Source organism: Pseudomonas sp. So3.2b, from assembly GCF_019464415.1.
Classification (GTDB): domain Bacteria; phylum Pseudomonadota; class Gammaproteobacteria; order Pseudomonadales; family Pseudomonadaceae; genus Aquipseudomonas; species Aquipseudomonas shahriarae.
Map to the genome: position 1 here is coordinate 4,081,137 of NZ_CP080494.1, position 22,747 is coordinate 4,103,883.

General features: G+C 63.0%; 15 protein-coding genes and 1 pseudogene. 5 read left to right on the plus strand and 11 right to left on the minus strand.

Annotated features, from left to right (window positions below; all coding sequences use genetic code 11):
• Positions 1 to 44 precede the first annotated feature (44 nt).
• The 3 genes from K1X80_RS18235 to K1X80_RS18245 are packed head-to-tail and all read right to left on the minus strand — an operon-like array spanning position 45 to position 3,816.
• On the minus strand, positions 45 to 1,340 hold the full coding sequence (locus tag K1X80_RS18235; RefSeq protein ID WP_057959074.1) for an FAD-binding oxidoreductase: 1,296 nt from the start codon (positions 1,338 to 1,340) through the stop codon (positions 45 to 47).
• Entirely contained in the window at positions 1,337 to 2,425 is a 1,089-nt protein-coding gene (locus tag K1X80_RS18240) for a polyamine ABC transporter substrate-binding protein (protein ID WP_057438494.1), read from the minus strand. Before K1X80_RS18240 ends, K1X80_RS18235 begins: the two co-directional genes overlap by 4 nt.
• Positions 2,426 to 2,457: 32 nt before the next feature.
• Positions 2,458 to 3,816 (minus strand): glutamine synthetase family protein, encoded by a 1,359-nt coding sequence (locus tag K1X80_RS18245; RefSeq protein ID WP_057959098.1) that lies wholly within the window; start codon positions 3,814 to 3,816, stop codon positions 2,458 to 2,460.
• 138 nt (positions 3,817 to 3,954) lie between these two features.
• Between K1X80_RS18245 and K1X80_RS18250 the strand changes: the two genes are divergently transcribed.
• Positions 3,955 to 4,851 (plus strand): helix-turn-helix domain-containing protein, encoded by an 897-nt coding sequence (locus K1X80_RS18250; RefSeq protein WP_057959073.1) that lies wholly within the window; start codon positions 3,955 to 3,957, stop codon positions 4,849 to 4,851.
• A 114-nt stretch (positions 4,852 to 4,965) separates the two neighbouring features.
• Here the strand turns inward: K1X80_RS18250 and K1X80_RS18255 are convergent, their stop codons facing one another.
• The 3 genes and pseudogenes from K1X80_RS18255 to K1X80_RS18265 form a co-directional block, all read right to left on the minus strand.
• Positions 4,966 to 6,069, minus strand: coding sequence for an acetoin dehydrogenase dihydrolipoyllysine-residue acetyltransferase subunit (locus K1X80_RS18255; RefSeq protein WP_057959072.1), 1,104 nt, complete (start codon positions 6,067 to 6,069; stop codon positions 4,966 to 4,968).
• The gene (locus tag K1X80_RS18260) at positions 6,066 to 7,085 is read right to left on the minus strand and encodes an alpha-ketoacid dehydrogenase subunit beta (RefSeq protein ID WP_057959071.1); all 1,020 of its coding nucleotides are present in this window, start codon (positions 7,083 to 7,085) and stop codon (positions 6,066 to 6,068) included. The genes K1X80_RS18255 and K1X80_RS18260 overlap by 4 nt, the downstream gene beginning before the upstream one ends.
• Before the next feature lie 23 nt (positions 7,086 to 7,108).
• Positions 7,109 to 8,088: pseudogene (locus K1X80_RS18265) on the minus strand (thiamine pyrophosphate-dependent dehydrogenase E1 component subunit alpha).
• Between the two features lie 309 nt (positions 8,089 to 8,397).
• Between K1X80_RS18265 and K1X80_RS18270 the strand changes: the two are divergent.
• Positions 8,398 to 10,260 (plus strand): sigma-54-dependent Fis family transcriptional regulator, encoded by a 1,863-nt coding sequence (locus K1X80_RS18270; RefSeq protein WP_057959070.1) that lies wholly within the window; start codon positions 8,398 to 8,400, stop codon positions 10,258 to 10,260.
• Positions 10,261 to 10,389: 129 nt separating this feature from the next.
• On the opposite strand, the gene K1X80_RS18275 is transcribed toward K1X80_RS18270, so the two are convergent.
• Positions 10,390 to 11,169 carry an acetoin reductase gene (locus K1X80_RS18275; RefSeq protein WP_057438489.1) on the minus strand — a complete coding sequence of 260 codons (780 nt, stop codon included), beginning with the start codon at positions 11,167 to 11,169 and terminating at the stop codon, positions 10,390 to 10,392.
• Positions 11,170 to 11,361: 192 nt separating this feature from the next.
• Here K1X80_RS18275 and K1X80_RS18280 point away from each other — a divergent pair, with 192 nt between their 5' ends.
• Positions 11,362 to 13,524, plus strand: a complete 2,163-nt coding sequence (locus tag K1X80_RS18280; protein ID WP_057959069.1) for a TonB-dependent siderophore receptor — start codon at positions 11,362 to 11,364, stop codon at positions 13,522 to 13,524.
• Positions 13,525 to 13,713: 189 nt separating this feature from the next.
• On the opposite strand, the gene K1X80_RS18285 is transcribed toward K1X80_RS18280, so the two are convergent.
• The 3 genes from K1X80_RS18285 to K1X80_RS18295 all read right to left on the minus strand — a co-directional run bounded on the left by K1X80_RS18285 (position 13,714) and on the right by K1X80_RS18295 (position 16,644).
• Positions 13,714 to 14,151, minus strand: a complete 438-nt coding sequence (locus K1X80_RS18285; protein WP_057438487.1) for a carboxymuconolactone decarboxylase family protein — start codon at positions 14,149 to 14,151, stop codon at positions 13,714 to 13,716.
• A 104-nt stretch (positions 14,152 to 14,255) separates the two neighbouring features.
• Positions 14,256 to 15,698, minus strand: coding sequence for a mechanosensitive ion channel family protein (locus K1X80_RS18290; protein WP_057959068.1), 1,443 nt, complete (start codon positions 15,696 to 15,698; stop codon positions 14,256 to 14,258).
• 70 nt (positions 15,699 to 15,768) lie between these two features.
• Positions 15,769 to 16,644 carry a pirin family protein gene (locus tag K1X80_RS18295; RefSeq protein ID WP_057959067.1) on the minus strand — a complete coding sequence of 292 codons (876 nt, stop codon included), beginning with the start codon at positions 16,642 to 16,644 and terminating at the stop codon, positions 15,769 to 15,771.
• A 329-nt stretch (positions 16,645 to 16,973) separates the two neighbouring features.
• On the opposite strand from K1X80_RS18295, the gene K1X80_RS18300 reads away from it, so the two are divergent.
• The gene (locus K1X80_RS18300; RefSeq protein WP_057959066.1) at positions 16,974 to 18,086 is read left to right on the plus strand and encodes an efflux RND transporter periplasmic adaptor subunit; all 1,113 of its coding nucleotides are present in this window, start codon (positions 16,974 to 16,976) and stop codon (positions 18,084 to 18,086) included.
• 2 nt (positions 18,087 to 18,088) lie between these two features.
• A complete protein-coding gene (locus tag K1X80_RS18305; RefSeq protein ID WP_220172394.1) occupies positions 18,089 to 21,154 on the plus strand; it encodes an efflux RND transporter permease subunit in 3,066 nt (1,021 codons plus the stop codon).
• Positions 21,155 to 21,296: 142 nt separating this feature from the next.
• Here the strand turns inward: K1X80_RS18305 and K1X80_RS18310 are convergent, their stop codons facing one another.
• Complete coding sequence (locus K1X80_RS18310) at positions 21,297 to 22,532, minus strand: M20/M25/M40 family metallo-hydrolase (protein ID WP_220172395.1); 1,236 nt, start codon at positions 22,530 to 22,532, stop codon at positions 21,297 to 21,299.
• Between the last annotated feature and the right edge of the window lie 215 nt (positions 22,533 to 22,747).

Consider the following 22,747-nt stretch of genomic DNA (forward strand, 5'->3'; position numbering starts at 1 on the left):
AGCGTATTGGATCCGATCATGCAGTGTTTTAAACCGCTACCCACCTATCCCAGCATTTCCCGAAGCCGGTACCACACCATGCCCAGCGCCAGTAACGGCGAGCGTAAAGCCTTGCCGCCGGGAAAGGTCATGTGCGGCACCCGGCTGAAGGTGTCCAGGCCCTGGCTGACACCTGCGTGGATCCCCTCGGCCAGCAGCCGTGCGCACCAGTGCGTGACGTTAAGCCCATGCCCGGAATAGCCCTGGGCGTAAAACACGTTGGGGTACTGCTGCAACCGCCCGACCTGGGGAAAGCGATTGGCGGTAATCCCGATCTTGCCGCCCCATTGGAAGTCGATGGCGGTGTTGGCCAGTTGCGGGAATACCTTGAGCATCTTCGGCCGCATGTACGCGGCGATATCGACCGGGTCACGTCCCGAATAATGACAGGCGCCACCGAACAACAGCCGACGGTCGGCGGAAAGCCGGTAGTAGTCCAGGCCGACTTTCTGGTCGCACAGCGCCAGGTTCTGCGGGATCAGTTCGTCGGCGAGCGCAGCCGGCAACGGTTCGGTGGCGATGATATAGCTGCCGGCCGGCAGCACCTTGCCACTCAGGCGCGGCTCCAGTTCGTCGAGGTGCGCATTGCACGCCAACACCAGGCTACCAGCCCGCACGCTGCCGCCGGCGCAGCGCACCTGCACGGTGTCGCCATGGATCAATTGCAGCACCGCGCTGTGCTCGAAAATCCGCACACCCAGCGCCTCGGCCACACGGGCCTCGCCCAATACCAGGTTCAGCGGATGCAAGTGGCCCGAGCCCATGTCCACCAGGCCCCCGGCGTACAGTTGAGAGCCGACCACCTGCGCCATATCCTGCGCCGCCACCAGGCGGGTTTCAGGCAGGTACCCAAGGGCCGCGAGGCTTTCCTGCTCCCCCTTGAACGCAGCAAATTGCGCCGGTGTATTGGCCAACTCGCAAAAGCCCCAGCGCAGGTCGCAGTCGATCCCATGCTCCCGGATGCGCTCACCGACCAACGCTACCGAGTCGATCCCGGCCCGTTGCAGGTAACGCACGCCCTCCTCGCCCACATGCCGGGCAAAACCCGAGACGTCATGGCCGATCCCCCGGATCAACTGCCCGCCATTGCGCCCGCTGGCGCCCCAGCCGATGCGCCGGGCTTCCAGGAGGATCACCGACAGGCCGCGCTGGGCCAGTTCAATCGCGGTGTTGACGCCGGTAAAGCCGCCGCCGATCACACACACATCGGCGCTCAGGTCCTCGGCCAGCGCCGCGCGCTGGGGCATGGCATTGGCCGACGCCAGGTAATAGGAACGGGCATGGTCTTGGGACTGATTCATCGGTTGGACTTCACTTTGCTCCAGGCCCGGGTCATCACACGCATGATGGCCGGGCTGGGGGTGGTGGAAATGTACAGTTTGTCGAGCACGTCCTGGGGCGGGTACACCTCGGGGTTATTCACCAGTTCCGGCGCCATGAAAGTCTTCGCCGCCAGGTTGGCGTTGGCGTAGCCGACATAGGTGCTGATCTTGGCGATGACTTCGGGGTCCAGCAGGTCGTTGATAAACGCGTGGGCCTGTTTCGGGTTGGTGGCGTCTGCGGGAATCGCCAGCAAGTCGAACCACAGGTTGCTGCCCTCCTTGGGAATTGCATAGGCGATGTTCACGCCATTCTTGGCTTCCTTGGCGCGGTTGGCGGCCTGGAACACATCGCCGGAGTAACCGAAGGCCACGCAGATATCGCCGTTGGCCAGGTCCGAGATGTATTTGGAGGAATGGAAATAGGTGATGTACGGACGCAGGGTCAGCAGCTTGGCCTCGGCCTTGGCATAATCGCCGACCGTCTCGCTGCGCGGGTCCATGCCCATATAGTTGAGGATCGCCGGGAATGCTTCATCTGCCGAATCGAGGAACGCCACCCCGCATTGCTGCAGTTTCTTCAGGTTCTCGGGCTCGAACATCACCGCCCACGAATCAATGTGGTCGATGCCCAGTACTTGCTTGACCTTGTCGACGTTATAGCCGATGCCATTGGTGCCCCACAGGTACGGCACCGCATGGGCATTGCCGGGATCGTTCTGCTCCAGCAGCTTGAGCAACTTGGGGTCCAGGTTCGGGTAGTTGGGCAATTGCGCACGGTCCAATTCAAGGAACGCCCCGGCCTTTACCTGGCGCCCCAGGAAGTGATTGGACGGCACCACCACGTCATACCCGGTACGCCCCGCCAGCAGCTTGCCCTCCAGGGTTTCATTGGAGTCGAACACGTCGTAGACCACCTTGATTCCCGTCTTGGCCTGGAAGTCGGCCAGGGTGGTCTCGCCGATGTAGTCAGTCCAGTTGTAGACACTGACCGTCGGCGCGGCATGGCTGGCGCTGCTGAACACTGCGGCGAGGGCCAGTGGGAGGAGCTGTTTGACGAGACGCATATCGACACCTTTTTTTATGGTTGATGGTGGAGTCAGACACTCAGCAACAGGAACTCACGCTCCCAGGAGCTGATCACCCGCTTGAAATTCTCATGCTCGGCGCGTTTCACCGCGACATACCCGCGCACGAACTTGTCCCCCAGGTACTGCTTGACCGTGTCGCAGGCCTCCATGCGCGCCAGGGCATCTTCGATGGTGATCGGCAGGCGCAGGTTGCGCCGCTCATAGGCACGGCCTTCCACCGGAGCGCTCGGTTCGATCTTCTCGATCATCCCCAGGTAGCCGCACAACAGGCTGGCGGCGATGGCCAGGTAGGGGTTGGCATCGGCCCCAGGCAGACGGTTTTCGACGCGCATCGCGTCGGGGCTGGAGGTCGGCACGCGCAGGCCGACGGTGCGGTTTTCTTCGCCCCACTCCACGTTGACCGGGGCCGAGGTGTCGGGCAGGAAGCGGCGGAACGAGTTGACGTTGGGCGCAAACATCGGCAGCAGCATCGGGATGTATTTCTGCAAGCCGCCAATGTGCTGCAAGAACAGCGGGCTCATCTGCCCATCGGCGTCGACAAATACCGGCTTGCCGGTGGCGATCTCCACCACGCTCTGGTGCAGGTGCATGGCGCTGCCCGGCTCGTCGGCCACCGGCTTGGCCATAAAGGTCGCGGCCACATTGTGCTTGAGCGCCGCTTCGCGCAGGGTGCGTTTGAATACGGTGATCTGGTCGGCCAGGTCGAGGGCGTCGCCGTGGCGGAAGTTGATTTCCATCTGCGCCGGGCCGTCTTCATGGATCAGCGTGTCGAGGTCCAGGCCCTGGGCTTCGCACCAGTCATAGACATCTTCAAACAACGGGTCGAACTCGTTGGCCGCGTCGATGGAAAACGACTGGCGCCCGGTCTCGGCACGCCCGGACCGTCCCACCGGGGTTTTCAGCGGCAGGTCCGGGTCTTCGCAGCGCTGGGTCAGGTAAAACTCCATTTCCGGCGCGACAATCGGCTGCCAGCCCTGGTCGGTATACAGCTGCAGGACTTTTTTCAACACATTGCGCGGCGACAACTCAATGGGGTTGCCCTGCTTGTCGAAAGTGTCGTGGATCACAATGGCGGTGGGCTCGATGGCCCACGGCACCACGTAGGTGGCGTTGGCCACCGGGCGGCAGATCATGTCGATATCGGCCGGGTCCAGCAGGTCGTAGTAGATATCGTCGTCGACAAAATCCCCGGTTACCGTTTGCAGCAACACACTTTCCGGCAGGCGCATGCCGCGCTCATGCAGGAACTTGTTGGTGGGCGCAATCTTGCCGCGGGCAATGCCCGTCAGGTCGCTGATCACGCATTCGACTTCGGTAATCTTGTGTTCTTTCAGCCAGGTGGACAGCTGATCGAAAGGGGCATTCATAAAGACCTCGGCATGGGTTGGGTGCTGCGCCGACTTGTACTCCCGGCGCATTGAGGTCTATCTTGGGCCAGCCTTACCCAGGCATCTATCCACTTTGCACGACCCACAACGCACCAATAGAGTGCGCACGGATCACCCATGACACAGGCAACAGCTTTGCGCGTACAGGCCTTCACCACCGGTGATGTGGCCGCCCAATGCAGTGCGACACCCGGTTGGGTACAGCAGTACCAGCAGATGTCCCCGGGGCATTTTGCCGGGCAGATCCGCTACCTCGACCTGCAGGGAGTGCAGGTGTACGAAGAGTGCATGAACACCCGCGTCGAGCAGCACTTCAACGCGCCGCCAGGCGCCCTGGCGTTCTGTTTCGACGGCAGCGACAACGCGCTGTACCTGCTCAATGGCGAAAGCCGCAACACCTGGATCACCCCGGAAAACTACCGGGAAGTGGCCGTGGTGTTCGGCCCGCAGTTCGTGCAACGCCATGGCCTGGATGTGGCCAGACTCGAAGGCCTGTTCATGGCGCCGTTGACCTGCCAACAGAACGCGCTGTTCAGCCGCTGGCTCAGTGGCACCCTGACGCGCTTGTCCAGTGAGATCGACCCGATCAGCCGCGACGCCCTCACCCGGCAACTGCTCGACGATTGCCTGTTTATCCTCGACAACGCCTGCGTGTGCCTGGACCGCTACTCATTGCAGCGACGCAGTGAAGAACGCCGGCTGATGGCGCGCATCGGCGCGTGGGCGGCGGATGCGCCGGATGAGACCGTCAACCTGCTGCAACTGGCGCAGATTGCCGGCGTGCCGTTGCGCCAGTTGCAACAGGGCTTCAAGACCTACACCGGGATGAGCCCGGCGCAGTGGTTGCGCCTGCGCCGGTTGAACGGCGCACGGCGCGAGTTGTTGAGCTGCGACCAGACCACGGTGGCCGAGGTGGCGATGAATTGGTCGTTCTGGCATCTGGGGCGGTTTTCCAATAGCTACCGCGCGTTGTTCAAGGAACTGCCCAGCGAAACCCTCAAGCGTCATGGTTGATACACGGTCAACCCTGTGGGAGCGGGCTTGCTCGCGAAAGCGGTGTGTCAGGCAATAAATGTCTGACTGACCCACCGTATTCGCGAGCAAGCCCGCTCCCACATTTGATTGCTATCAGGCTTGAGATTTGAGGAAGAGACTCAGCAACTGATTCACTTGCTCCGCCGCCTCCAACTGCACCATATGCCCCTGCCCCGGCAAGACCTCCACCTGGGCCTGCAACCCCTGGGCATGCCGTACCGGGATAATGGCGTCGTCACTGCCCCAGATCACCAGGCTCGGCTGCTGCCCCACCACCGAACGCAGGTCAAGCATCTGTCGCCCGCCGTCGAACAGCTTGGCATTGAGTTGACGCAACGCCTGATCAACCCCCTCCAGGCGCTTGAACTTGAGCATGTCCTCCAGCATCTGCCGCGTGACCAGCGCCGGGTCGCTGAACAGTTGCACCAGCTGCGGCTTGAGCGCGTTGCGGTTATTGGCCTCGGTGAATCCCTGCAGGTAATCACCGTTGATATCCGCCCCCAGGCCGGCGCTGGCGATCAATACCAGGGAGGCGACCCGCTGCGGTGCCTGGCGCGCCACCGTCAGCGAAACCAACCCGCCCATGGAGTGCCCGGCCAGGTGCACCCGGTCGAGCTTGAGGTGATCGAGCAAGGCCAGCACCGCCTGGCTCAATTCCTCGGCATCGCCACTGTGCAAGCGCTTGCCCGACTCGCCATGCCCCGGCAAGTCGAGGGCGATCACTCGGCGCTCGGCGGCCAGGGCAGGATGGTTGAACAGCCAGTTGTTCAAGTCGCCGCCAAACCCGTGGATCAGCACCAGCGGTAAGCCGCCCTCGCCAAGGTCGAGGTAGCGCAGCAGGCGCCCGCCCAGCTCGACTTTCTGCGCACTCGGCCCCGACGCCTGCGCCTCGGCGCTGCTGGAGACAAAGCCGGCATTGAAGCTGTCGATCACGCCGTCGATTTCTGCCTCGGTGGCTTCACCCTCCACCACAATCCCCAGTAATGCACCCACCGGTAAGGTCTCGTCGCTCTGCGCCAGCACTCGGCGTAACACCCCACTGAACGGCGCCTCGACACTGCTGGAGATCTTGTCGGTCTCCACGTCGAGCACTTCCTCGCCCTTCTCTACCCGGTCGCCCGGCTGCTTGAGCCAGACATCGACCCGGCCTTCGGTCATCGACAGCCCCCACTTGGGCATGGTCAAGGTATGGATCATGCCGCAGTCCTCTTGTCAGCGATCTTGCGCACCGCGGCCTCGATCTTCGCCGCGTCGGGGATGTACAGGTCTTCCAGGGCATCGGAAAACGGCACCGGCGTATGCGGCGCGGTGACCATCTCAATCGGCGCACGCAGGAAGGAAAACCCACGCTGGGCCACCAGGGCGCTGATATCCGTGGCAATCGAGCAGCGTGGGTTGGACTCGTCGATCACCACCAGGCGCCCGGTTTTTTCCACGCTTTCAAGGATGCTGTCTTCATCCAGCGGGCTGGTGGTGCGCAGGTCCAGTACTTCGCAGTCGATGCCCTGGCGCGCCAGGTTGGCCGCAGCTTCCAGGGCCACATGCACCATGCGCCCGTAGGTCACCAGGGTCACGTCGTTGCCTTCGCGCACAAAGTTGGCCTCGCCGAAGGGCACGGTATACAGCTCCTCCGGTACTTCGCCTTGCAGGCTATAGAGCATCTTGTGCTCAAGGAAAATCACCGGGTCGTTGTCGCGGATCGCCTGGATCAGCATGCCCTTGGCGTCATAGGGCGTGGCCGGGCACACCACCTTCAGGCCGGGGATGTGCGTCCACATCGAGGTAAGCATCTGCGAATGCTGGGCCGCAGCGCGCAGGCCGGCGCCGTACATGGCGCGCACCACCAGGGGCGTGGTGGTCTTGCCACCGAACATGTAGCGAAACTTGGCGGCCTGGTTGAGCAACTGGTCGAGACAGCAGCCGATAAAGTCGACGAACATCAACTCGCACACCGGGCGCATGCCCCGGGTGGCGGCGCCGACGGCCATGCCCACGTAACCGACTTCGGACAGCGGCGCATCCAGCACGCGGTCAGGGAACTCCGGGTACAGGCCCTTGGTGACGCCCAGCACGCCGCCCCAGGCATCCTGCTCGCCAGGGGCGCCGGTGCCGCCGGATACATCCTGGCCGATGATAAAGACGCTCTGGTCGCGGTGCATTTCCTGGGCCAGGGCTTCGTTGATTGCCTGCTGATAACTGATTTTGCGAGCCATGAAATTCTCTCCGGGTCTTGTTGTTATGAGCGGTAGGCGACGTAGACATCGCTGAGCAGGTCGGCGGCCTGGGGCTTGGGATCGGACTTGGCCAGGCGCACGGCGTCGTCGATCAACTGCGCGACTTCGGCGTCGATGCGCTCGAACTGCGCCGCCTGCAACCAGCCTTCGGCACTGCAGCGCTGGCGAAACAGCGCCAGGCAATCCTGGGTTTCGCGCAGGTTTTTCACTTCATCGCGGCCGCGATAGGTTTGCGCATCGCCCTCAAAGTGGCCGTAGAAGCGGTGCAGCTTGACCTCGACCAGGGTCGGCCCCTCGCCCTGGCGCGCCCGCGCCACCGCCACGCCCAGCGCTGCGTGGACGGCAAAGAAATCATTGCCATCGACAATCACCCCGGCATGCCAAAACCCACGGCGCGCTCGGCAATGTCCTTGCACGCCACCGACCAGCCGGAACCGGTGGCTTCGGCATAACCATTGTTTTCGGCGACGAACAGGCACGGCAGTTTCATGATCGCGGCCAGGTTCATCGCCTCGAACACCGCGCCCTCGTTGGAACCGCCGTCGCCAAAAAACGCCACGGCCACGCCCTGGCTGCCCTTGAGCTTGGACGCCAGGGCCGCGCCGGCCGCCAGCGGCGCACCGGCGCCGACAATGCCGTTGGCGCCGAGCATGCCCTTCTCCTGGTCGGCAATGTGCATGGAGCCCCCCTTGCCACCGCATACCCCGGTTTTCTTGCCGTAGATCTCGGCCATCATGCCGAACACATCCACGCCCTTGGCGATGCAATGGCCGTGGCCACGGTGGTTGGAGGCGATGCAATCTTCATCGTTGAGGTGGGCCATGACCCCGGCGGCGCAGGCCTCCTGGCCGGCATACAGGTGCACGAACCCGGGGATCTCGCCGGTGGCGAATTCCACATGCAGGCGTTCTTCGAAATCACGGATGGTGCGCATCACGGTGTAGGCATGCAGTAGTTGATCGGTGGACAGGTGAGTGGACATCTTGTTGTTCTCCAGGTTGTCTCGACACACAAAAGGCTGGCTGTGGCCAGCTGCAACCTGTTCAGCACAGCCTGTGCCAAGGCCCGCTAAAACCTGGCAAAGCGTTGACCCAGAGCAGTGCCGTGCGGTTGTGCCGGTGCGGCATGCCACCGCACAATGAGACGGCGCATTGCAGCGTGCAGGTTGCGTCTCAGGCAGGATGAGACGCTGCGTCTCAAGGCGGGCAGTTGGTCAGGCCGCCCTTGTCCCCCTGCGCCCCTGGGCGCTTAATGGCGGGCATAACAACAAAGATCGAGAACCGGAGGCCTTATGCTCGCCGCGAACTCCAGAGAGCACGTCGACTGCGTCAGTCGTGTGGTCCGCAATGCCGAGCGCCTGCCCCAGGCGCCGGTGCCGTCGCTGATTTTCGATTCATGGCGCCGCTCCATGGAGCAGCACCACCTCGATCCCGGCTCGCTGCAGGGGCCACGGATCCTCACCGAGCCGCTGCTCAAGGAATGCCGCGAACGTGCCGAACTGTTCATGCGCATTGCCAGCGAGCAAGTCAGCCAGTTGCACCACCGCGTGCGCCACGCCGACTACTGCGTGATGCTCACCGATGCCCAGGGCCAGACCATCGACCACCGGGTAGACGCGGCCATCCGCAGCGACTGTCGCAAGGCCGGCTTGTACCTGGGTACCTGCTGGTCGGAAGCCGAAGAAGGCACCTGCGGCGTGGCCACGGTGCTGACCAGCCAGGCGGCGGTGACGGTGCACAAGCGCGATCACTTCCGCGCCGCCTTTATCAACCTGACCTGCTCCGCCGCACCGATCTTCGACCCCCAGGGCAACCTGCTGGGGGTGATGGACGCCTCGGCGCTGCAATCCCCGGATGACCGCCGCAGCCAGCACCTGGTGCGGCAGATGGTGGCGCAGAGCGCCCAGGCCATCGAAAACGCCTTCTTCATGCACAGCGCTGCGCGGCACTGGGTACTGCAGGCCCACAGCACCCCGGGTTATGTCGACAGCCAACCCGACCTGCTGCTGGCCTGGGACCAGGACGGACGCCTGCAAGCCTTGAACAGCAAGGCACGCCAGGCACTGCGCCGGCGTTTTGGCCAGGTGCCGGTGCATATCGGCGAGGTGTTCGACCTCGATGCCCTACGCGCGGTGACCGATCAATCGCTCCAGCAACTGCAGTGGCGCGGCGAAGCCGGGATACTCCATGTGCGACTCAACACGCCGCAACGCCAACCGGCGCGGGTGACGCCCAACCCCCAGGTCGACCACCAGGTGGAAGAACACCTGCGCCTGGCGGTGCGCGTCAAGGACCGCAACCTGCCGGTGCTGGTGCAGGGTGAAACCGGGGCTGGCAAGGAAGTCTTTGCCCGCCAGCTGCACGCCCGCAGCGCACGCCGCGACGCACCATTCGTGGCGGTGAACTGTGCGGCGATCCCGGAAAACCTGATCGAAAGCGAGCTGTTCGGCTACGTCGCCGGGGCCTTTACCGGCGCGTCCAGCAAGGGCATGACCGGGCTGTTGCAGCAGGCCCATGGCGGCACGCTGTTCCTCGATGAAATCGGCGATATGCCCCTGGCCCTGCAGACCCGCTTGCTGCGGGTGATGGCCGAAGGTGAAGTGGCGCCGCTGGGTGCGGCGAAAACCCGCGCGGTGGATATTCAGGTGATCTGCGCCAGCCACCGTGACCTGGCGAGCCTGGTCAGTGAGGGGCGTTTCCGTGAAGATCTGTACTTTCGCCTGGGCTGCGCCCGCGTCACCCTGCCGCCCCTGCGCGAGCGCACCGACAAACTGGCCTTGATCAACCGGCTGCTGGAGCAGGAAGCGCGCAGCAGCGGGGTCACGGTCGGCATCGGCCAGGCCGCGCTGGAGCGGCTGCTGGGCTATGCCTGGCCGGGTAATGTGCGGCAACTGCGCCATGTGCTGGCGTATGCCTGTGCGGTGTGTGACGGCGGCACGATCCAGTTGGCGGACTTGCCGCTGGAGGTGCGTGGTGAACGGCTGGAGGTCGAGGTCGAGCAAAGTATGAGCCCGGAGCGGCAGGTGCTGCTGGATGCTTTGGTACGCCATCGCTGGAAGCCATTGCCGGCGGCGCAGGCGCTGGGGATTTCCCGCGCGACCCTGTATCGCCGGGTCAAGCAGTTGGGCATTGATATGCCCGGTAAACACCCCTGACACAATGCAATCCAAATGTGGGAGCGGGCTTGCTCGCGAAAGCGGTGTGTCAGGTAGCTTGCTTGTTACTGATACACCGCTTTCGCGAGCAAGCCCGCTCCCACATTTTTACCGAGTCGACTCTGGGGTTTAGCGGTAGACGAGGCCACCGTCGATCAGCGGCGCCTGGCCGGTCATGTAGTCCGAATCCGGGCCGGCCAGGTAGGCCACCAGGCCCGCCACATCCTCCGGTGTTTCTGCACGGCCCAGGGCAATGCCATCCACGTACTTCTTGTACGTTGCCCCCACTTGCGCGCCGGTAATCTCGGCCATGCGCTTGTCGATCTCGACCCACATATCGGTGCCCACCACGCCTGGGCAATAGGCATTCACCGTCACCCCGGCGCTTGCCAGTTCCTTGGCCGCTGCCTGAGTCAGGGCACGCACGGCAAACTTGGTCGCCGAATACACCCCCAGCAGTGCAAAGCCTTCGTGCCCGGCAATCGAGCAGGCATTGATGATCTTGCCCTTCTGTTTGAGCGCCTTGAACTTATTGCCCGCCGCCTGGATGCCCCACAACACGCCCTGTACGTTGATGCCCAGGGTGCGTTCGACCTGTTCCGGGGTCACGTCCAGCAGCGAATCAATCTGCGCCACCCCGGCGTTATTGACGATGATGTCAAAGCCACCCAGGGTCTGGTGCGCATGCTCGACCGCCGCGACCACCTGCTCGCGCTTGGACACGTCGGCGGTAAACACCGAGGCCTTGCGCCCGAGTGCCACGACCTCGGCCGCCACGGCTTCGAGCTTGGCGCTATTGATATCGACCAGGGCGATATCCGCCCCGTCCCGCGCCAGGCGCAGGGCGATGGCCCGGCCAATGCCCTGCCCGGCGCCGGTCACCAGTGCAACTTTTCCAGCGATACCCATGATGATCTCCTGCAACGATAAGCGAAGCCTTGTCTATCGCAGGTGCGGGGTCACGCTGTCGAGGCCCGGATGAATTGGCGCAGGGCTTGAGACGCAACGTCTCAAGTAGCCGGGCTGAGGCGAGTACTTGTAAAGACGCGCACTTATGCCTAGCTTATGCGCCCCCGCCCCGCGCTTTAAGGCCTTGCCCCCATGGTTTTGCGTTTTCGCCCCGTCGTCACCTCACATTTGGCCCTCGGCCTGCTGCTCAGCGGCGGCATCGGCAACAGCCTGGCGGCTGAGCTGGAACTGCCGGCGCTGAACATCCAGGGCCAGGATGAGTCCGGTTATCGTGCGCAAAGCGCGTCGGTCGGCGGCTTCAATGAAGCACCGCTGCTCGACACCCCGGCCTCGATCACCGTGATCAACGCCGCGCTGATCAAGGACCAGCAGGCACGCCTGCTCAGTGAAGTGCTGCGCAACGACGCCTCGGTGGGCGAAAGCTACGCGCCGATTGGCTATTACGAAAATTTCGTGGTCCGGGGTTTTTCCCTGAATGCCGCCAGCAGCTACAAGATCAACGGGCGCACCATCACCGGCGAGCAGAACGTAGCCCTGGAAAACAAGCAGCGGGTGGAGTTGCTCAAGGGCCTGGCGGGCCTGCAAAGCGGGATTTCCGAGCCCAGCGGCGTGATCAACTACGTGACCAAACGCCCGGAAGACGTGCGCTCGGTCACGGTGTCCACCGATGATCGCGGCAGCGGCTATATCGCCACCGATGTCGGCGGCTGGTTTGGCAGCGAGCAGCAATTTGGCTTGCGCGCCAACGTCGCCCATGAAGACCTCAATTCCTATGTCGAACATGCCAATGGCCAGCGGGACTTTGTGTCCCTGGCCTTCGACTGGAACATCAGCCCCGACGCCGTGCTGCAACTGGATGCCGAATACCAGGACAAACAACAGCGCTCGGTGCCCGGCTACCAGTTGCTCGGCGGTACCGAAGTGCCCCATGACGCCTCGCCGAAAAAACTGCTCGGCCACCAGAGCGGCTCCAAGCAGGTGGGGATCGACTCGCTGAACCTCAACGGCAAGTTCGAGTACCGCTTCAGTGACCAGTGGAAAGGCAGCGTCAGCGCGGCCCGCAGCAAGGTGGTGATTGATGACTACAGTTCGTTTGCCTGGGGTTGCTACGGCTCCCCCAGTTGCGCCGGCGTCAAAGTGCCGAACTACTTCAGCCCGGAAGGCAACTACGACATCGCTGACTACCGCAGCCCTGACGACACCCGGCGCAATGATGAAATCCAGGCGGCCATGACCGGCCTGTTCAGCACGGCCGGCCTGAGCCATGAACTGACCTTCGGCACCAGCGCCTTCCGCCGGGTGATCGACAAGCGCAAGTCGGTCAATGAATACGTCGGCAGCGGCAATATCAATCAGGACCCGGAAACCTTCCCGCCCACCGACAAGCCCCTGAACGACAGTCACCGGCGCCTCGACAGCCGCCAGTACGGGCTGTTCGTCACCGACCGCATCAGCTTCAACGAGCAATGGCAAACCGTGCTCGGTGGCCGCGAAGTGCGCCTGGATGAAAAATCCTTCGATCAACATGGCGTGCAGGAGCGTCACACCCAGCAGTACGAGTTCCTGCCCAACGCTGCGCTGATCTACAAGCCAGTGGAAAACATCTCGTTGTACACCAGCTACAGCAAGGGCCTGTCACTGGGCGGTGAGGCACCGTGGTATGCGAGCAATGATGGGGAAATCCTCGCGCCGACCGTCTCCCGGCAGATCGAAGCCGGGGTGAAATACGACTGGCGCCGCATCAGCTTCGCCGCCGCGGTGTTCCAGACACGCCAGGCCTACCAGTACGCCAAGCCCGACAACGCCGGAGGCTTCACCTACGTGCAGCAGGGCCAGCAGAAAAACACCGGCCTGGAGCTGTCAGCCAATGGCTGGGCCACCGAGCGTCTGCAGATTGCGACCAGCGTGGCGGCGATTCGCGCCCGGGTGAGCGGCAGCGGCACGCCGCAATACGAAGGCCACCAGACGATCAACGTGCCCAAGCTGCGCGCCAGTGTGTACGCCGACTACGCCCTGCCATGGGTCAACGGCCTGGCGGTACTCGGCGGCGTGCAATACAGCGCCAGCAAGAACGCCAACCGTACCGGCAATGTGGAAGTGGGGGATTATGCGCTGGTCAACATCGGCAGCCGCTACACCACCCAGGTCGACGGCTATGAAACGGTGTTCCGCCTGAGCGTCGACAACCTGTTCGACAAGCGCTACTGGCGTGATGCGGGCGAATACATGGGCGATGACTACCTGTTCCAGGGTGCGCCATTGACAGCACGCCTGAGTGCTTCCATCAACTTCTGACCCCCGCCCCAATGTGAAACCTGACTTATGTGGGAGCTGGCTTGTGTGGGAGCTGGCTTGTGTGGGAGCTGGCTTGCCTGCGATGCAGGCGCCTCGGTGAATCAGCAATACTGAGGTGATGCCATCGCAGGCAAGCCAGCTCCCACACAACCAGCTCCCACAATGGCCAGCGCCTACCCTTGAATGTCTTTACTTAGGCATCTTGCGAAAGCCCACCGCCAGGCGGTTCCAGCTGTTGATGGTGGCAATGGCCACGCTCAAGTCGACCTGTTCGGCAGCGCTGAACTCGGCATTGAGCAACGCATAGTCTTCGTCCGAGGCGTGGGTCTGGCTGATCAGCGTCAGGCTTTCGGCCCAGGCCAGGGCGGCGCGTTCGCGCGGGGTGAAGAACGGCGTTTCGCGCCAGGCCGACAGGGTGCACAAGCGACGCTCGGTCTCGCCGCCCTTGCGGGCATCGGCAGTGTGCATATCCAGGCAGAAGGCGCAGCCGTTGATCTGGGAGACGCGCAGGCGCACCAGCTCCAGCAGCGGCAGTTCAATCGACAGTTTGCCGACGGCGGCTTCCAGGGCGAGCATGGCTTTCATCGCATCGGGGGACGCGGTGTAGAAATCAATGCGAGCAGACATGGTGTTACTCCAGGACAGTAGGAATTGGCGCCCAGCTTAATCACCCCACTGCCTCGCACAAATAGCCAATCCTGACGAAGAACAGGTAGCCAATGCCAGGCGCTTCAGGCCCGGCGGCGCAGCCACTGTAAAAAGCCCTTTTTCACCGGCACGATCGGTGCGTCCTGGGTCAGGTGCTGGGCGGTGTGCAGGCGGAAATCCAGGAGGTTCTGCATGGCTTCACTGATATCGTGGCGCGCATCCAGGCACGGCTTGAGGTATTCCTTTTCGATGCGGTAGAGGGTGCAGTAGGTCTTGGCCACAAAGTCCGCCGGCACGCTTTGCGCCCCCAGAATCCCGGCTTCACCAATCACTTCTCCTGGCCCCATGCGCCCGGCTTCGAACGCGTGCCCAGCCTTGACCAGCATCACCGAAACCACCCCGGACTCGATGATAAACAGGTGATCGCTGACCTCCCCCCTCGGCAGGATCATCTCACCGGCGCGGAAGGTGTGCAGGGTCATGTTCTGGCTGAAGGTTTCCTTCTCTTCCTGACGCAAGGTCGAGAAGATACTCGAGCTTTCCAGCAGTGCCCGTGCGGGTGTAGTGGCCGGCGAGGTCGGGCTTTCGGCGCTCGACAACAGGCTCACACCGGCCGCCTGCAAGTGCCGGTAGGCCAGGTCATAAAGCTGGTTGCGCACCTCGCGCTTGAGGGCCATGGCCGGCACGAAGCCGCTGATTTCATACTCCACGCCACCACCGGTAGAGGTTTTGAAGGCCACGCTCGGCGCCGGCTTGGCCAGCAATTGCCGGCAACCTTGCATGGCCCGTTCCAGGGCTTCCAATACTGTTTGCGGACGCGCATGGGGGCTGACTTGCAGGCTCACCGCCAGGCCGAACATATCCGCCGGGCGTGAGAAATTGATGATCTTGGCCTTGGCCGCCAGCGAGTTGGGGATCACCGCCATACTGCCCTGGGAGGTTTGCAGGCGCGTGGCGCGCCAGTCGATATCCGTCACCCGGCCTTCGGTGCCGTCGATGGAGATCCAGTCATCCAGCTGGTAGGGCTTGGTGGTGTTGAGCACGATTCCGGAGAACACGTCGCTCAAGGTGCTCTGCAGCGCCAGGCCGACGATGATCGCCACCGCGCCGGAGGTGGCCAGTACGCCCTTGACCGGCAGGTCGAGCACGTAGGCCATGGCCGCGATGATCGCGATCAGGAAAATCACCGCGCCCATCAGGTCTTGCAGCAACCGCCCGGTGTGGCCGACCCGCTGCATCATCAGCGCGCCGAGCAACACCGTCAGGGTGCGCGCGGCAAACAACCACCAGGCGATCTGCAAGGCCGTGGCGGCCAGGTGCAGCGGGGTATTGTCGGCGTACGGCGCCAGTTGCATGGGGTTCATGCCGTCGTTGAACAGCACGGCGCTGAACACGGCGAAAATCCCCAGGCGCGCAATCAGCTTCCAGTTGCCGGGGCTGGCCGAAAACAGACGCCAGACGACGATATCGATAAGGATCAGCGCCAGGGCGCACAGCATCGGGTGATCGGAGAGAAAAGACAGCATCCAGGCGACTCCAGGGCGAATGCCCTGAAGATCGCATGAAATGCAGTTGGCGGGTATAGGGCGCCGCCAATCAGCGGGAGGCGCCGTGCATTTGGCCGAACTGGCCGGACTGGAAGTCGGCGAAGGCCTGGTGAATCTCTTGCTCGGTGTTCATCACAAACGGACCGTGACCGACGATGGGCTCGTCGATGGGTTCACCACTGAGCAGCAGCACCATGGCGTCGGCGTTGGACTCCAGGCTGAGCTGATCGCCCTCGCGCTCAAACAGCACCAGTTGCCCTTCGCGTGCCAGTTCCTGGCCGTTGACTTGCACGGTGCCTTTGAGCACCACCAGCGCGGTATTGCGCCCGGCATGCAGGTCCAGGGTCACGGCCTTGCCGCCGTTGAGGCGCAGGTCCCACACGTCAATCGGCGTGAAGGTGCGTGCCGGCCCGGTGCGGCCAGCGAACTCACCGGCAATCAGGCGCAGGCTGCCGGCACCGTTGGCCAGGGGCAACGACGGAATATCGCCGTCGAGAATGGTCTGGTAGCCGGCTTCGCTCATTTTGTCCTTGGCCGGCAGGTTGACCCACAGTTGCACCATTTCCAGGGCGCCGCCCCGTTTGGCGAAGGCTTCGGAATGAAACTCTTCATGCAGGATCCCTTTGGCCGCAGTCATCCACTGCACATCGCCCGGGCCGATGGTGCCGCCGGCACCCGTGGAATCGCGGTGCTCGACTTCGCCGTCGTAGACGATGGTCACGGTTTCAAAGCCGCGATGGGGATGCTGGCCCACGCCACGTCGCTGCGTGGTGGGGGTGAAATCCGCCGGGCCGGCGTGGTCCAGCAGCAGGAACGGGCTGATGTGCTTGCCCATGGTGTCGTAGGAAAACAGCGTGCGAACCGGAAAACCGTCGCCGACCCAATGGCCGCGTGGGCTGGTGTAGATACCAATGATGTTTTTCATGATGGACCTCCAAAGTGCATCCACCTTAAATCCAATACCAATAAGGCACTAGACAGCGGATTTGGCTCGCATCGTTCCATGGATGGGACGACTTAACCGCGGCGCTTCGCAGTCATAGCCCATCCGGTTTCATTGGCGTGGGCGTTGAGACTACAGGCCACCCGCAAAACGCAAAGCAGGCATCTTAATCATCTACGCCCGAACAACCTGGACAACGTGTGACAACGCGATCCAAAGCAAAGGGTGGATTAAATTATATTTCGGTCGTAATATTTGGCCAAATATTACGTTCGTAATTTTTTCTACGCCAACGCCACCCGGAGCCTGAAATGAGCCCACGCCCTCCTCTTCACCGCCTTTTTTCGCCCCTGGCGCTGTTGATCCTGCTCAGCGGTTGCAACAGCCAGGCCGACCCCACCGCCAACACCGCCCCACCGCGCCCGGTGCTGGCGGCCAACGTCGAAGCCGCTGCAAGCCAGCAGAATGCCTATACCGGGGTGGTGGCGGCACGCACCGAAAGCGACCTGGGTTTTCGAGTCAGTGGCAAGGTGATCGAACGCAAAGTCGATCCCGGCCAGCACGTTTCCCGGGGCGACATCCTGCTGGTCCTGGATATCGGCGACTTCGAGCTGGCACTGCGCTCGGCAAAAAACCGCGTCAATGCCGCCCAGGCGCAACTGCGTCAGCGCCGTGATGATGCCAATCGCTACCAACGCCTGGCCAGCACCGGCGCGGTGTCACGGCAGATTTTCGACCAGTCCGCGACTAACCTGCGGGTCGCCGAAGCAGAACTCGCCGCCGCCCAGTCGGACGCCAGCCAGATTGAAAACCGTCGCACCTACTCGGTGCTGCGGGCCGATGGCGACGGGGTGATCACCGATGTGCGGGTGGAGCGCGGGCAGGTGGTGGCCGAAGGGCAGATCGTCGCGCGCCTGGCCCACGACGGTGCGCGGGAAGCCATCATCCACCTGCCGGAAAACCAGCGTGACCGCGCCTCGCAAAAAGCCCTGGCCTTGCCGTTCGGTGCGCCGGACCAGGCGGTCACCGCGACATTGCGTGAACTCTCGGCCAGCGCCGATCCCGTCACCCGCACCTACCGCGCGCGCTATGTGCTGCACGGCACGGTCGAGCGTGTCGCCCTCGGTTCCACCATCACCCTGCGCCTGCAAGGCAACGACCAACCGCCACACACCCGCGTGCCGATTGGCGCCTTGCAGGATACCGGCAACGGCAGCGGGGTCTGGCTGATTGGCGCGGATGACAAAGTCAGCTTCGCTGCGGTCACGGTGGCCAGCCTGGGCCAGGAAGAAGCCCTGCTTTCCAGCGGCGTCAGCCCCGGCCAACGGGTGGTCGCCCTCGGCGCGCACCTGCTGCATCAGGGTGACAGCGTGCGCGTGCTGCCCGCCCAGGCACAGCCCTTCAACCGCCGCCAGGAACCTTGAGCATGCATGGCCTGAATCTCTCGGCATTGGCGGTCAAGCACCGTGCCGTCACCCTGTTCCTGATCCTCGCGATCCTCGCTGCCGGGATTTTTTCCTTCGGTAAACTGGGGCGCGCCGAAGACCCGCTGTTCACCGTCAAAGTCATGACCATCACCGCCGCCTGGCCCGGCGCCACGGCCCAGGAGATGCAGGAGCAAGTGGCCGACCGCCTGGAAAAGCGCCTGCAGGAACTGGACGACTACGACCGCGTCGAAACCATCGCCCAACCGGGGTTTGTGTCGATGCGCATGACCTTCCTCGAGTCCACGCGCCCCAATGAAATCCAGGACCTGTTCTACCAGACCCGCAAAAAACTCAGTGACGAAGCCGCCAAACTGCCCAAGGGCGTGATCGGGCCGTTCTTCAATGATGAATATTCCGATGTGTACTTCGCCCTATACGCCCTGGAAGCCGAACACCTGCCCCATCGCCAACAGGTGCAGATGGCCGAAGCAATGCGCCAGGACTTCCTCAGGCTGCCGGGGGTGAAGAAGGTCAATATCCTCGGCGAACAGGCGCAGCGGGTATTTGTCGAGTTCTCCTATGAGCGCCTGGCGACCCTGGGGATCAAGCCCGAGCAGATCTTCGCCGCCCTCGCCGCGCAAAACGCCGTGGCGCCGTCGGGGTTTGTCGAAACCGCCGGCGCCCGTACTTATATCCGTATCGACGGCGCCTTTGACAGCCTGGCGCTGATCGAAAACGTGCCGCTGCCGGTGGACGGCAAAGTGCTGCGCATCGCCGATGTCGCCACCGTCAGCCGTGGCTATGAAGACCCGCCCAGCTACCGTATCCGCCACCAGGGCGACCCGGCCTTGATGCTGGGCATCATCATGGAAAAACACTGGAACGGCCTGGACCTGGACCAGAGCCTCAAGGCCCAGGAGGCTAAAATCCAGGCGGACCTGCCCCTGGGCGTCAACTTCGCAAAAGTCTCCGACCAGGCGAAAAACATCAGCCTGGCGGTGGATGAGTTCATGCTCAAATTCTTCGTCGCCCTGGCCGTGGTGATGGTCATCAGCCTGTTGGCCCTGGGTTTTCGCGTCGGTTTGGTAGTAGCGGCGGCGGTGCCGCTGACCTTGTCCATAGTGTTTGTGATCATGCTGCTGACCGGCCGCGAATTTGACCGCATCACCCTCGGCGCGCTGATCATTTCCCTGGGCCTGTTGGTGGACGACGCAATCATCGCCATTGAGATGATGGTGGTGAAACTCGAAGAAGGCTTCGACCGCATCCACGCCGCGACCTTCGCCTGGAGCGCCACTGCCGCGCCAATGCTGACCGGCACCCTGGTGACGATCATCGGCTTTCTGCCGGTGGGTTTTGCCCGTTCGGGCGCGGGCGAATATGCCGGCAATATCTTCTGGATCGTTGGCTTTGCCCTAATCGCTTCGTGGTTGGTGGCGGTGGTGTTTACCCCGTACCTGGGGGTCAAGCTGCTGCCCAATATCAAGCCGGTGCCCGGCGGCCACGACGCGATCTATGCCGGCCCCTGGTACCAGAAACTGCGCCACCTGGTGCAAACCTGCGTGCGCCGGCGCTGGCAGGTGACCGGGCTGGTGGTGTCGGCGTTTGTGCTGTGCGGGTTGGGCATGGGTGTGGTGAAGAAGCAGTTCTTCCCCAACTCCGACCGTTCCGAATTGATCCTGGAGGTGTATATGCCGCCGGGCAGTGCCTTCAAAAGCACCGAGGCGGTGGCGGCGCAGTTGGAAAAGGCGCTGCTGCAAGAGCCGCAGACGCGCATGGTCGACACCTATGTAGGCGGCGGTGCGCCACGGTTTTTCCTGTCGCTTAACCCTGAGTTGCCTGACCCGGCGTTCGCCAAACTGATCGTGCAAACCGCCGACGCCCATGCCCGCGATGCCTTGAAAAGGCGCATGCGCGAGCGCATCGCCGACGGCGAATTCCCCGCCGCGCGGGTACGGGTCACGCAATTGCTGTTCGGCCCGCCGGTGCCCTTCCCGGTGGTGTTTCGCGTGTCCGGCCCCGACTTGAGCCTGTTGCGCAGCCTGTCCGAAGAGGTGCGCCAGGTGGTTGCCGCCAACCCTCTGACCAAGGACGCGTTCCTCGATTGGGGCGAACGCAGCAGCGCTTATCGCCTGGTGCTGGACCAGGATCGCCTGCGCCTGCTGGGCTTCACCCCCGACGAGGTGAAATCCCAACTCAACGCCCTGCTCAGCGGGAACCCGATCACCGAAGTACGCGAAGGCAACCGCACGGTGTCGGTGGTGGTCCGTGCCCAGGGCAGCCAGCGTGAAGACCTCGGCAACCTCGACAATATGACCCTGACCAACAGCGCCGGCGTGTCGCTGCCCCTGGCCCAGGTCGGGCATTTCCAGGCCGTGATGGAGGAACCTATCCTCAAGCGCCGCGACCGTAAGACCACGGTTGAAGTGCGCGCCGACATCATCGACGGCGTGCAACCGCCCGACGTGGAGATGGCTGTCTACAAAGACCTGCAAGCGCTGATTGCACGATTGCCGGCCGGCTACCGCCTGGACATCGGCGGCCCGGTGGAAGAAAGCGCCAAGGCCAACGTGGCCCTGGCGGCACTGTTCCCGATCATGATCCTGCTGACCCTCACGGTGATCATGTTCCAGGTGCGCTCGTTCGGCGTGATGTTCATGGTCTTCGCCACCGCCCCGCTGGGCTTGATCGGCGCAGTGCCGACCTTGCTGCTGTTCAACCAACCGTTTGGCTTCAATGCGATCCTGGGGTTGATCGGGATTGGCGGGATCCTGATGCGCAACACCCTGATCTTCACCGACCAGATCCGTCAGAACCAAGAACAGGGCCTGGCCACCACCGAGGCGATTGTCGAAGCCACCGTACGCCGCGCACGGCCGGTGATACTGACTGCGCTGGCGGCGGCGTTGGCGTTTATTCCGCTGACCTTGTCGGTGTTCTGGTCGTCCCTGGCGTATGTGCTGATCGGCGGGGTGTTGGTGGGGACATTGTTGACGCTGCTGTTCTTGCCAGCGTTGTGCAGTTTGGTGCTGGGCAGGGACAAGGTGCGGGCGGCAATCTCCTAATGTGTCGGTTTGTGTGGGAGCGGGCTTGCCCGCGATGGCGGCGAATCAGTCAACCAAGATGCCGCCTGACACACCGCTATCGCGGGCAAGCCCGCTCCCACATCAACCCGGTGTCTACCGAGCGATTGATGGTGCTTTCAGATCAGCGCTTGGCCAGCTCCATAATCATCCGACTCAACAGATAAATCCGCGGCGCCACACTCTCCACCTCGGCGTACTCCTGCGCTGTATGGATATTGCCGCCGACAATCCCGAAGCCGTCCAGCGTCGGGGTGCCGACACCCGCCGACAGGCTGGCATCCGCCGCCCCGCCACTGCCTTCAATGGTCAGCTTGCGCCCAAGTTCGGCGTAGATGCCTTGGGCGATAGCCACCAACTTGTCAGACTCAGGCGTCTGCGGCATCGGCGGCAAACCCCGTTGCAGGCTGGTGGTGACCTGTGTTTCAGGAATCAGCTTATTGGCGGAAACCCGCGCCAGATCCTTCTCGATCCGATCAAACTCTTCCGGCAGCGCCGCCCGCACATCCGCCTTGGCCGTGGCCTGGTCGGGGATCACGTTGGTGCGATCGCCAGCCTTGAGCACGGTGAAGTTGATGGTGGTTTTTTTCTCGTCATCCCCAAGCTTGCCCAGTTGCAGGATCTGGTGGGCCGCCTCCATCGCCGCGTTACGCCCCAGCTCCGGGGCAACCCCGGCGTGAGCGGCCTTGCCCTTGACCTCAACCACCGCTGTGGCACTGCCCTTGCGCCAGACCACCAGGCCATCGGCCGGACGACCGGGCTCCAGGTTCAAGGTGACATCGTGGGCCTTGGCGGTTTTGCGGATCAGTTCGGAGACGGCCTCGGAGCCGGTTTCTTCGCTGGCATCGAGCAGAAAGGTGATTTGCGCGTAGTCCGTGAAGTGCTGGTTTTTCAGCACTTTCAAGGCATAGATCCCGGCGACGATCCCGCCCTTGTCGTCCATCACCCCGGGGCCATAGGCACGGCCGTCCTTGATATGAAACGGCCGCTCGGCCGCCGAGCCTTCCTTGAACACCGTGTCCATATGCGCCATCAGCAGGATTTTCGCCTTGCCCGTGCCTTTGAGCGTGGCGATCACATGGCTGTTATTGGCTGCCGCGTCTGGCACCTGTTCGATGCTGAAACCCAGTTGTTTCAATTCATCGACGGCGATCTCGCGCACCTGGGTCAGGCCCGGCTCGTAGCCGGAACCCGAGTCGATATTCACCAGACGCTCCAACAGCTTCAAGGCCGGGGCCTTGTACTGCTCGGCATCGGCCTGGATCTGCGGGTGAGGCTGGGCGCTGAAAGCCGGCATGGCGATCCCCAGGGACAACCCCAGGGCAGCGGACAACAGCGTACGGGGGACGTTGAGAGTCATGAACAGATCCTTGTTTTTTATTGGAGAGGGTCTCTCACACCCTACCTGACAATGGCCACATTGTTCATCCGCAAACCGACAGGAGACTCTTCGTCAGGCCCCCCCGAAATATCCCACCCGACTGCCGGATAATCTCTACTTCCAAGCGTTAAAAACCGCTGCAAAGTCCCTCGCCTGATCACACAGCGCAAGGGACCGCCGATGTACTCTCCAAT

Bases quoted from the DNA above. Each gene is read 5' to 3' on its own strand.
- K1X80_RS18235 (WP_057959074.1), bottom strand. From the start codon at position 1,340: ATGAATCAGTCCCAAGACCATGCCCGTTCCTATTACCTGGCGTCGGCC.
- K1X80_RS18290 (WP_057959068.1), bottom strand. From the start codon at position 15,698: ATGCTGTCTTTTCTCTCCGATCACCCGATGCTGTGCGCCCTGGCGCTG.
- K1X80_RS18250 (WP_057959073.1), top strand. From the start codon at position 3,955: ATGACACAGGCAACAGCTTTGCGCGTACAGGCCTTCACCACCGGTGAT.
- K1X80_RS18240 (WP_057438494.1), bottom strand. From the start codon at position 2,425: ATGCGTCTCGTCAAACAGCTCCTCCCACTGGCCCTCGCCGCAGTGTTC.
- K1X80_RS18275 (WP_057438489.1), bottom strand. From the start codon at position 11,169: ATGGGTATCGCTGGAAAAGTTGCACTGGTGACCGGCGCCGGGCAGGGC.
- K1X80_RS18300 (WP_057959066.1), top strand. From the start codon at position 16,974: ATGAGCCCACGCCCTCCTCTTCACCGCCTTTTTTCGCCCCTGGCGCTG.
- K1X80_RS18260 (WP_057959071.1), bottom strand. From the start codon at position 7,085: ATGGCTCGCAAAATCAGTTATCAGCAGGCAATCAACGAAGCCCTGGCC.
- K1X80_RS18245 (WP_057959098.1), bottom strand. From the start codon at position 3,816: ATGAATGCCCCTTTCGATCAGCTGTCCACCTGGCTGAAAGAACACAAG.
- K1X80_RS18305 (WP_220172394.1), top strand. From the start codon at position 18,089: ATGCATGGCCTGAATCTCTCGGCATTGGCGGTCAAGCACCGTGCCGTC.
- K1X80_RS18285 (WP_057438487.1), bottom strand. From the start codon at position 14,151: ATGTCTGCTCGCATTGATTTCTACACCGCGTCCCCCGATGCGATGAAA.
- K1X80_RS18270 (WP_057959070.1), top strand. From the start codon at position 8,398: ATGCTCGCCGCGAACTCCAGAGAGCACGTCGACTGCGTCAGTCGTGTG.
- K1X80_RS18280 (WP_057959069.1), top strand. From the start codon at position 11,362: ATGGTTTTGCGTTTTCGCCCCGTCGTCACCTCACATTTGGCCCTCGGC.
- K1X80_RS18255 (WP_057959072.1), bottom strand. From the start codon at position 6,069: ATGATCCATACCTTGACCATGCCCAAGTGGGGGCTGTCGATGACCGAA.
- K1X80_RS18310 (WP_220172395.1), bottom strand. From the start codon at position 22,532: ATGACTCTCAACGTCCCCCGTACGCTGTTGTCCGCTGCCCTGGGGTTG.
- K1X80_RS18295 (WP_057959067.1), bottom strand. From the start codon at position 16,644: ATGAAAAACATCATTGGTATCTACACCAGCCCACGCGGCCATTGGGTC.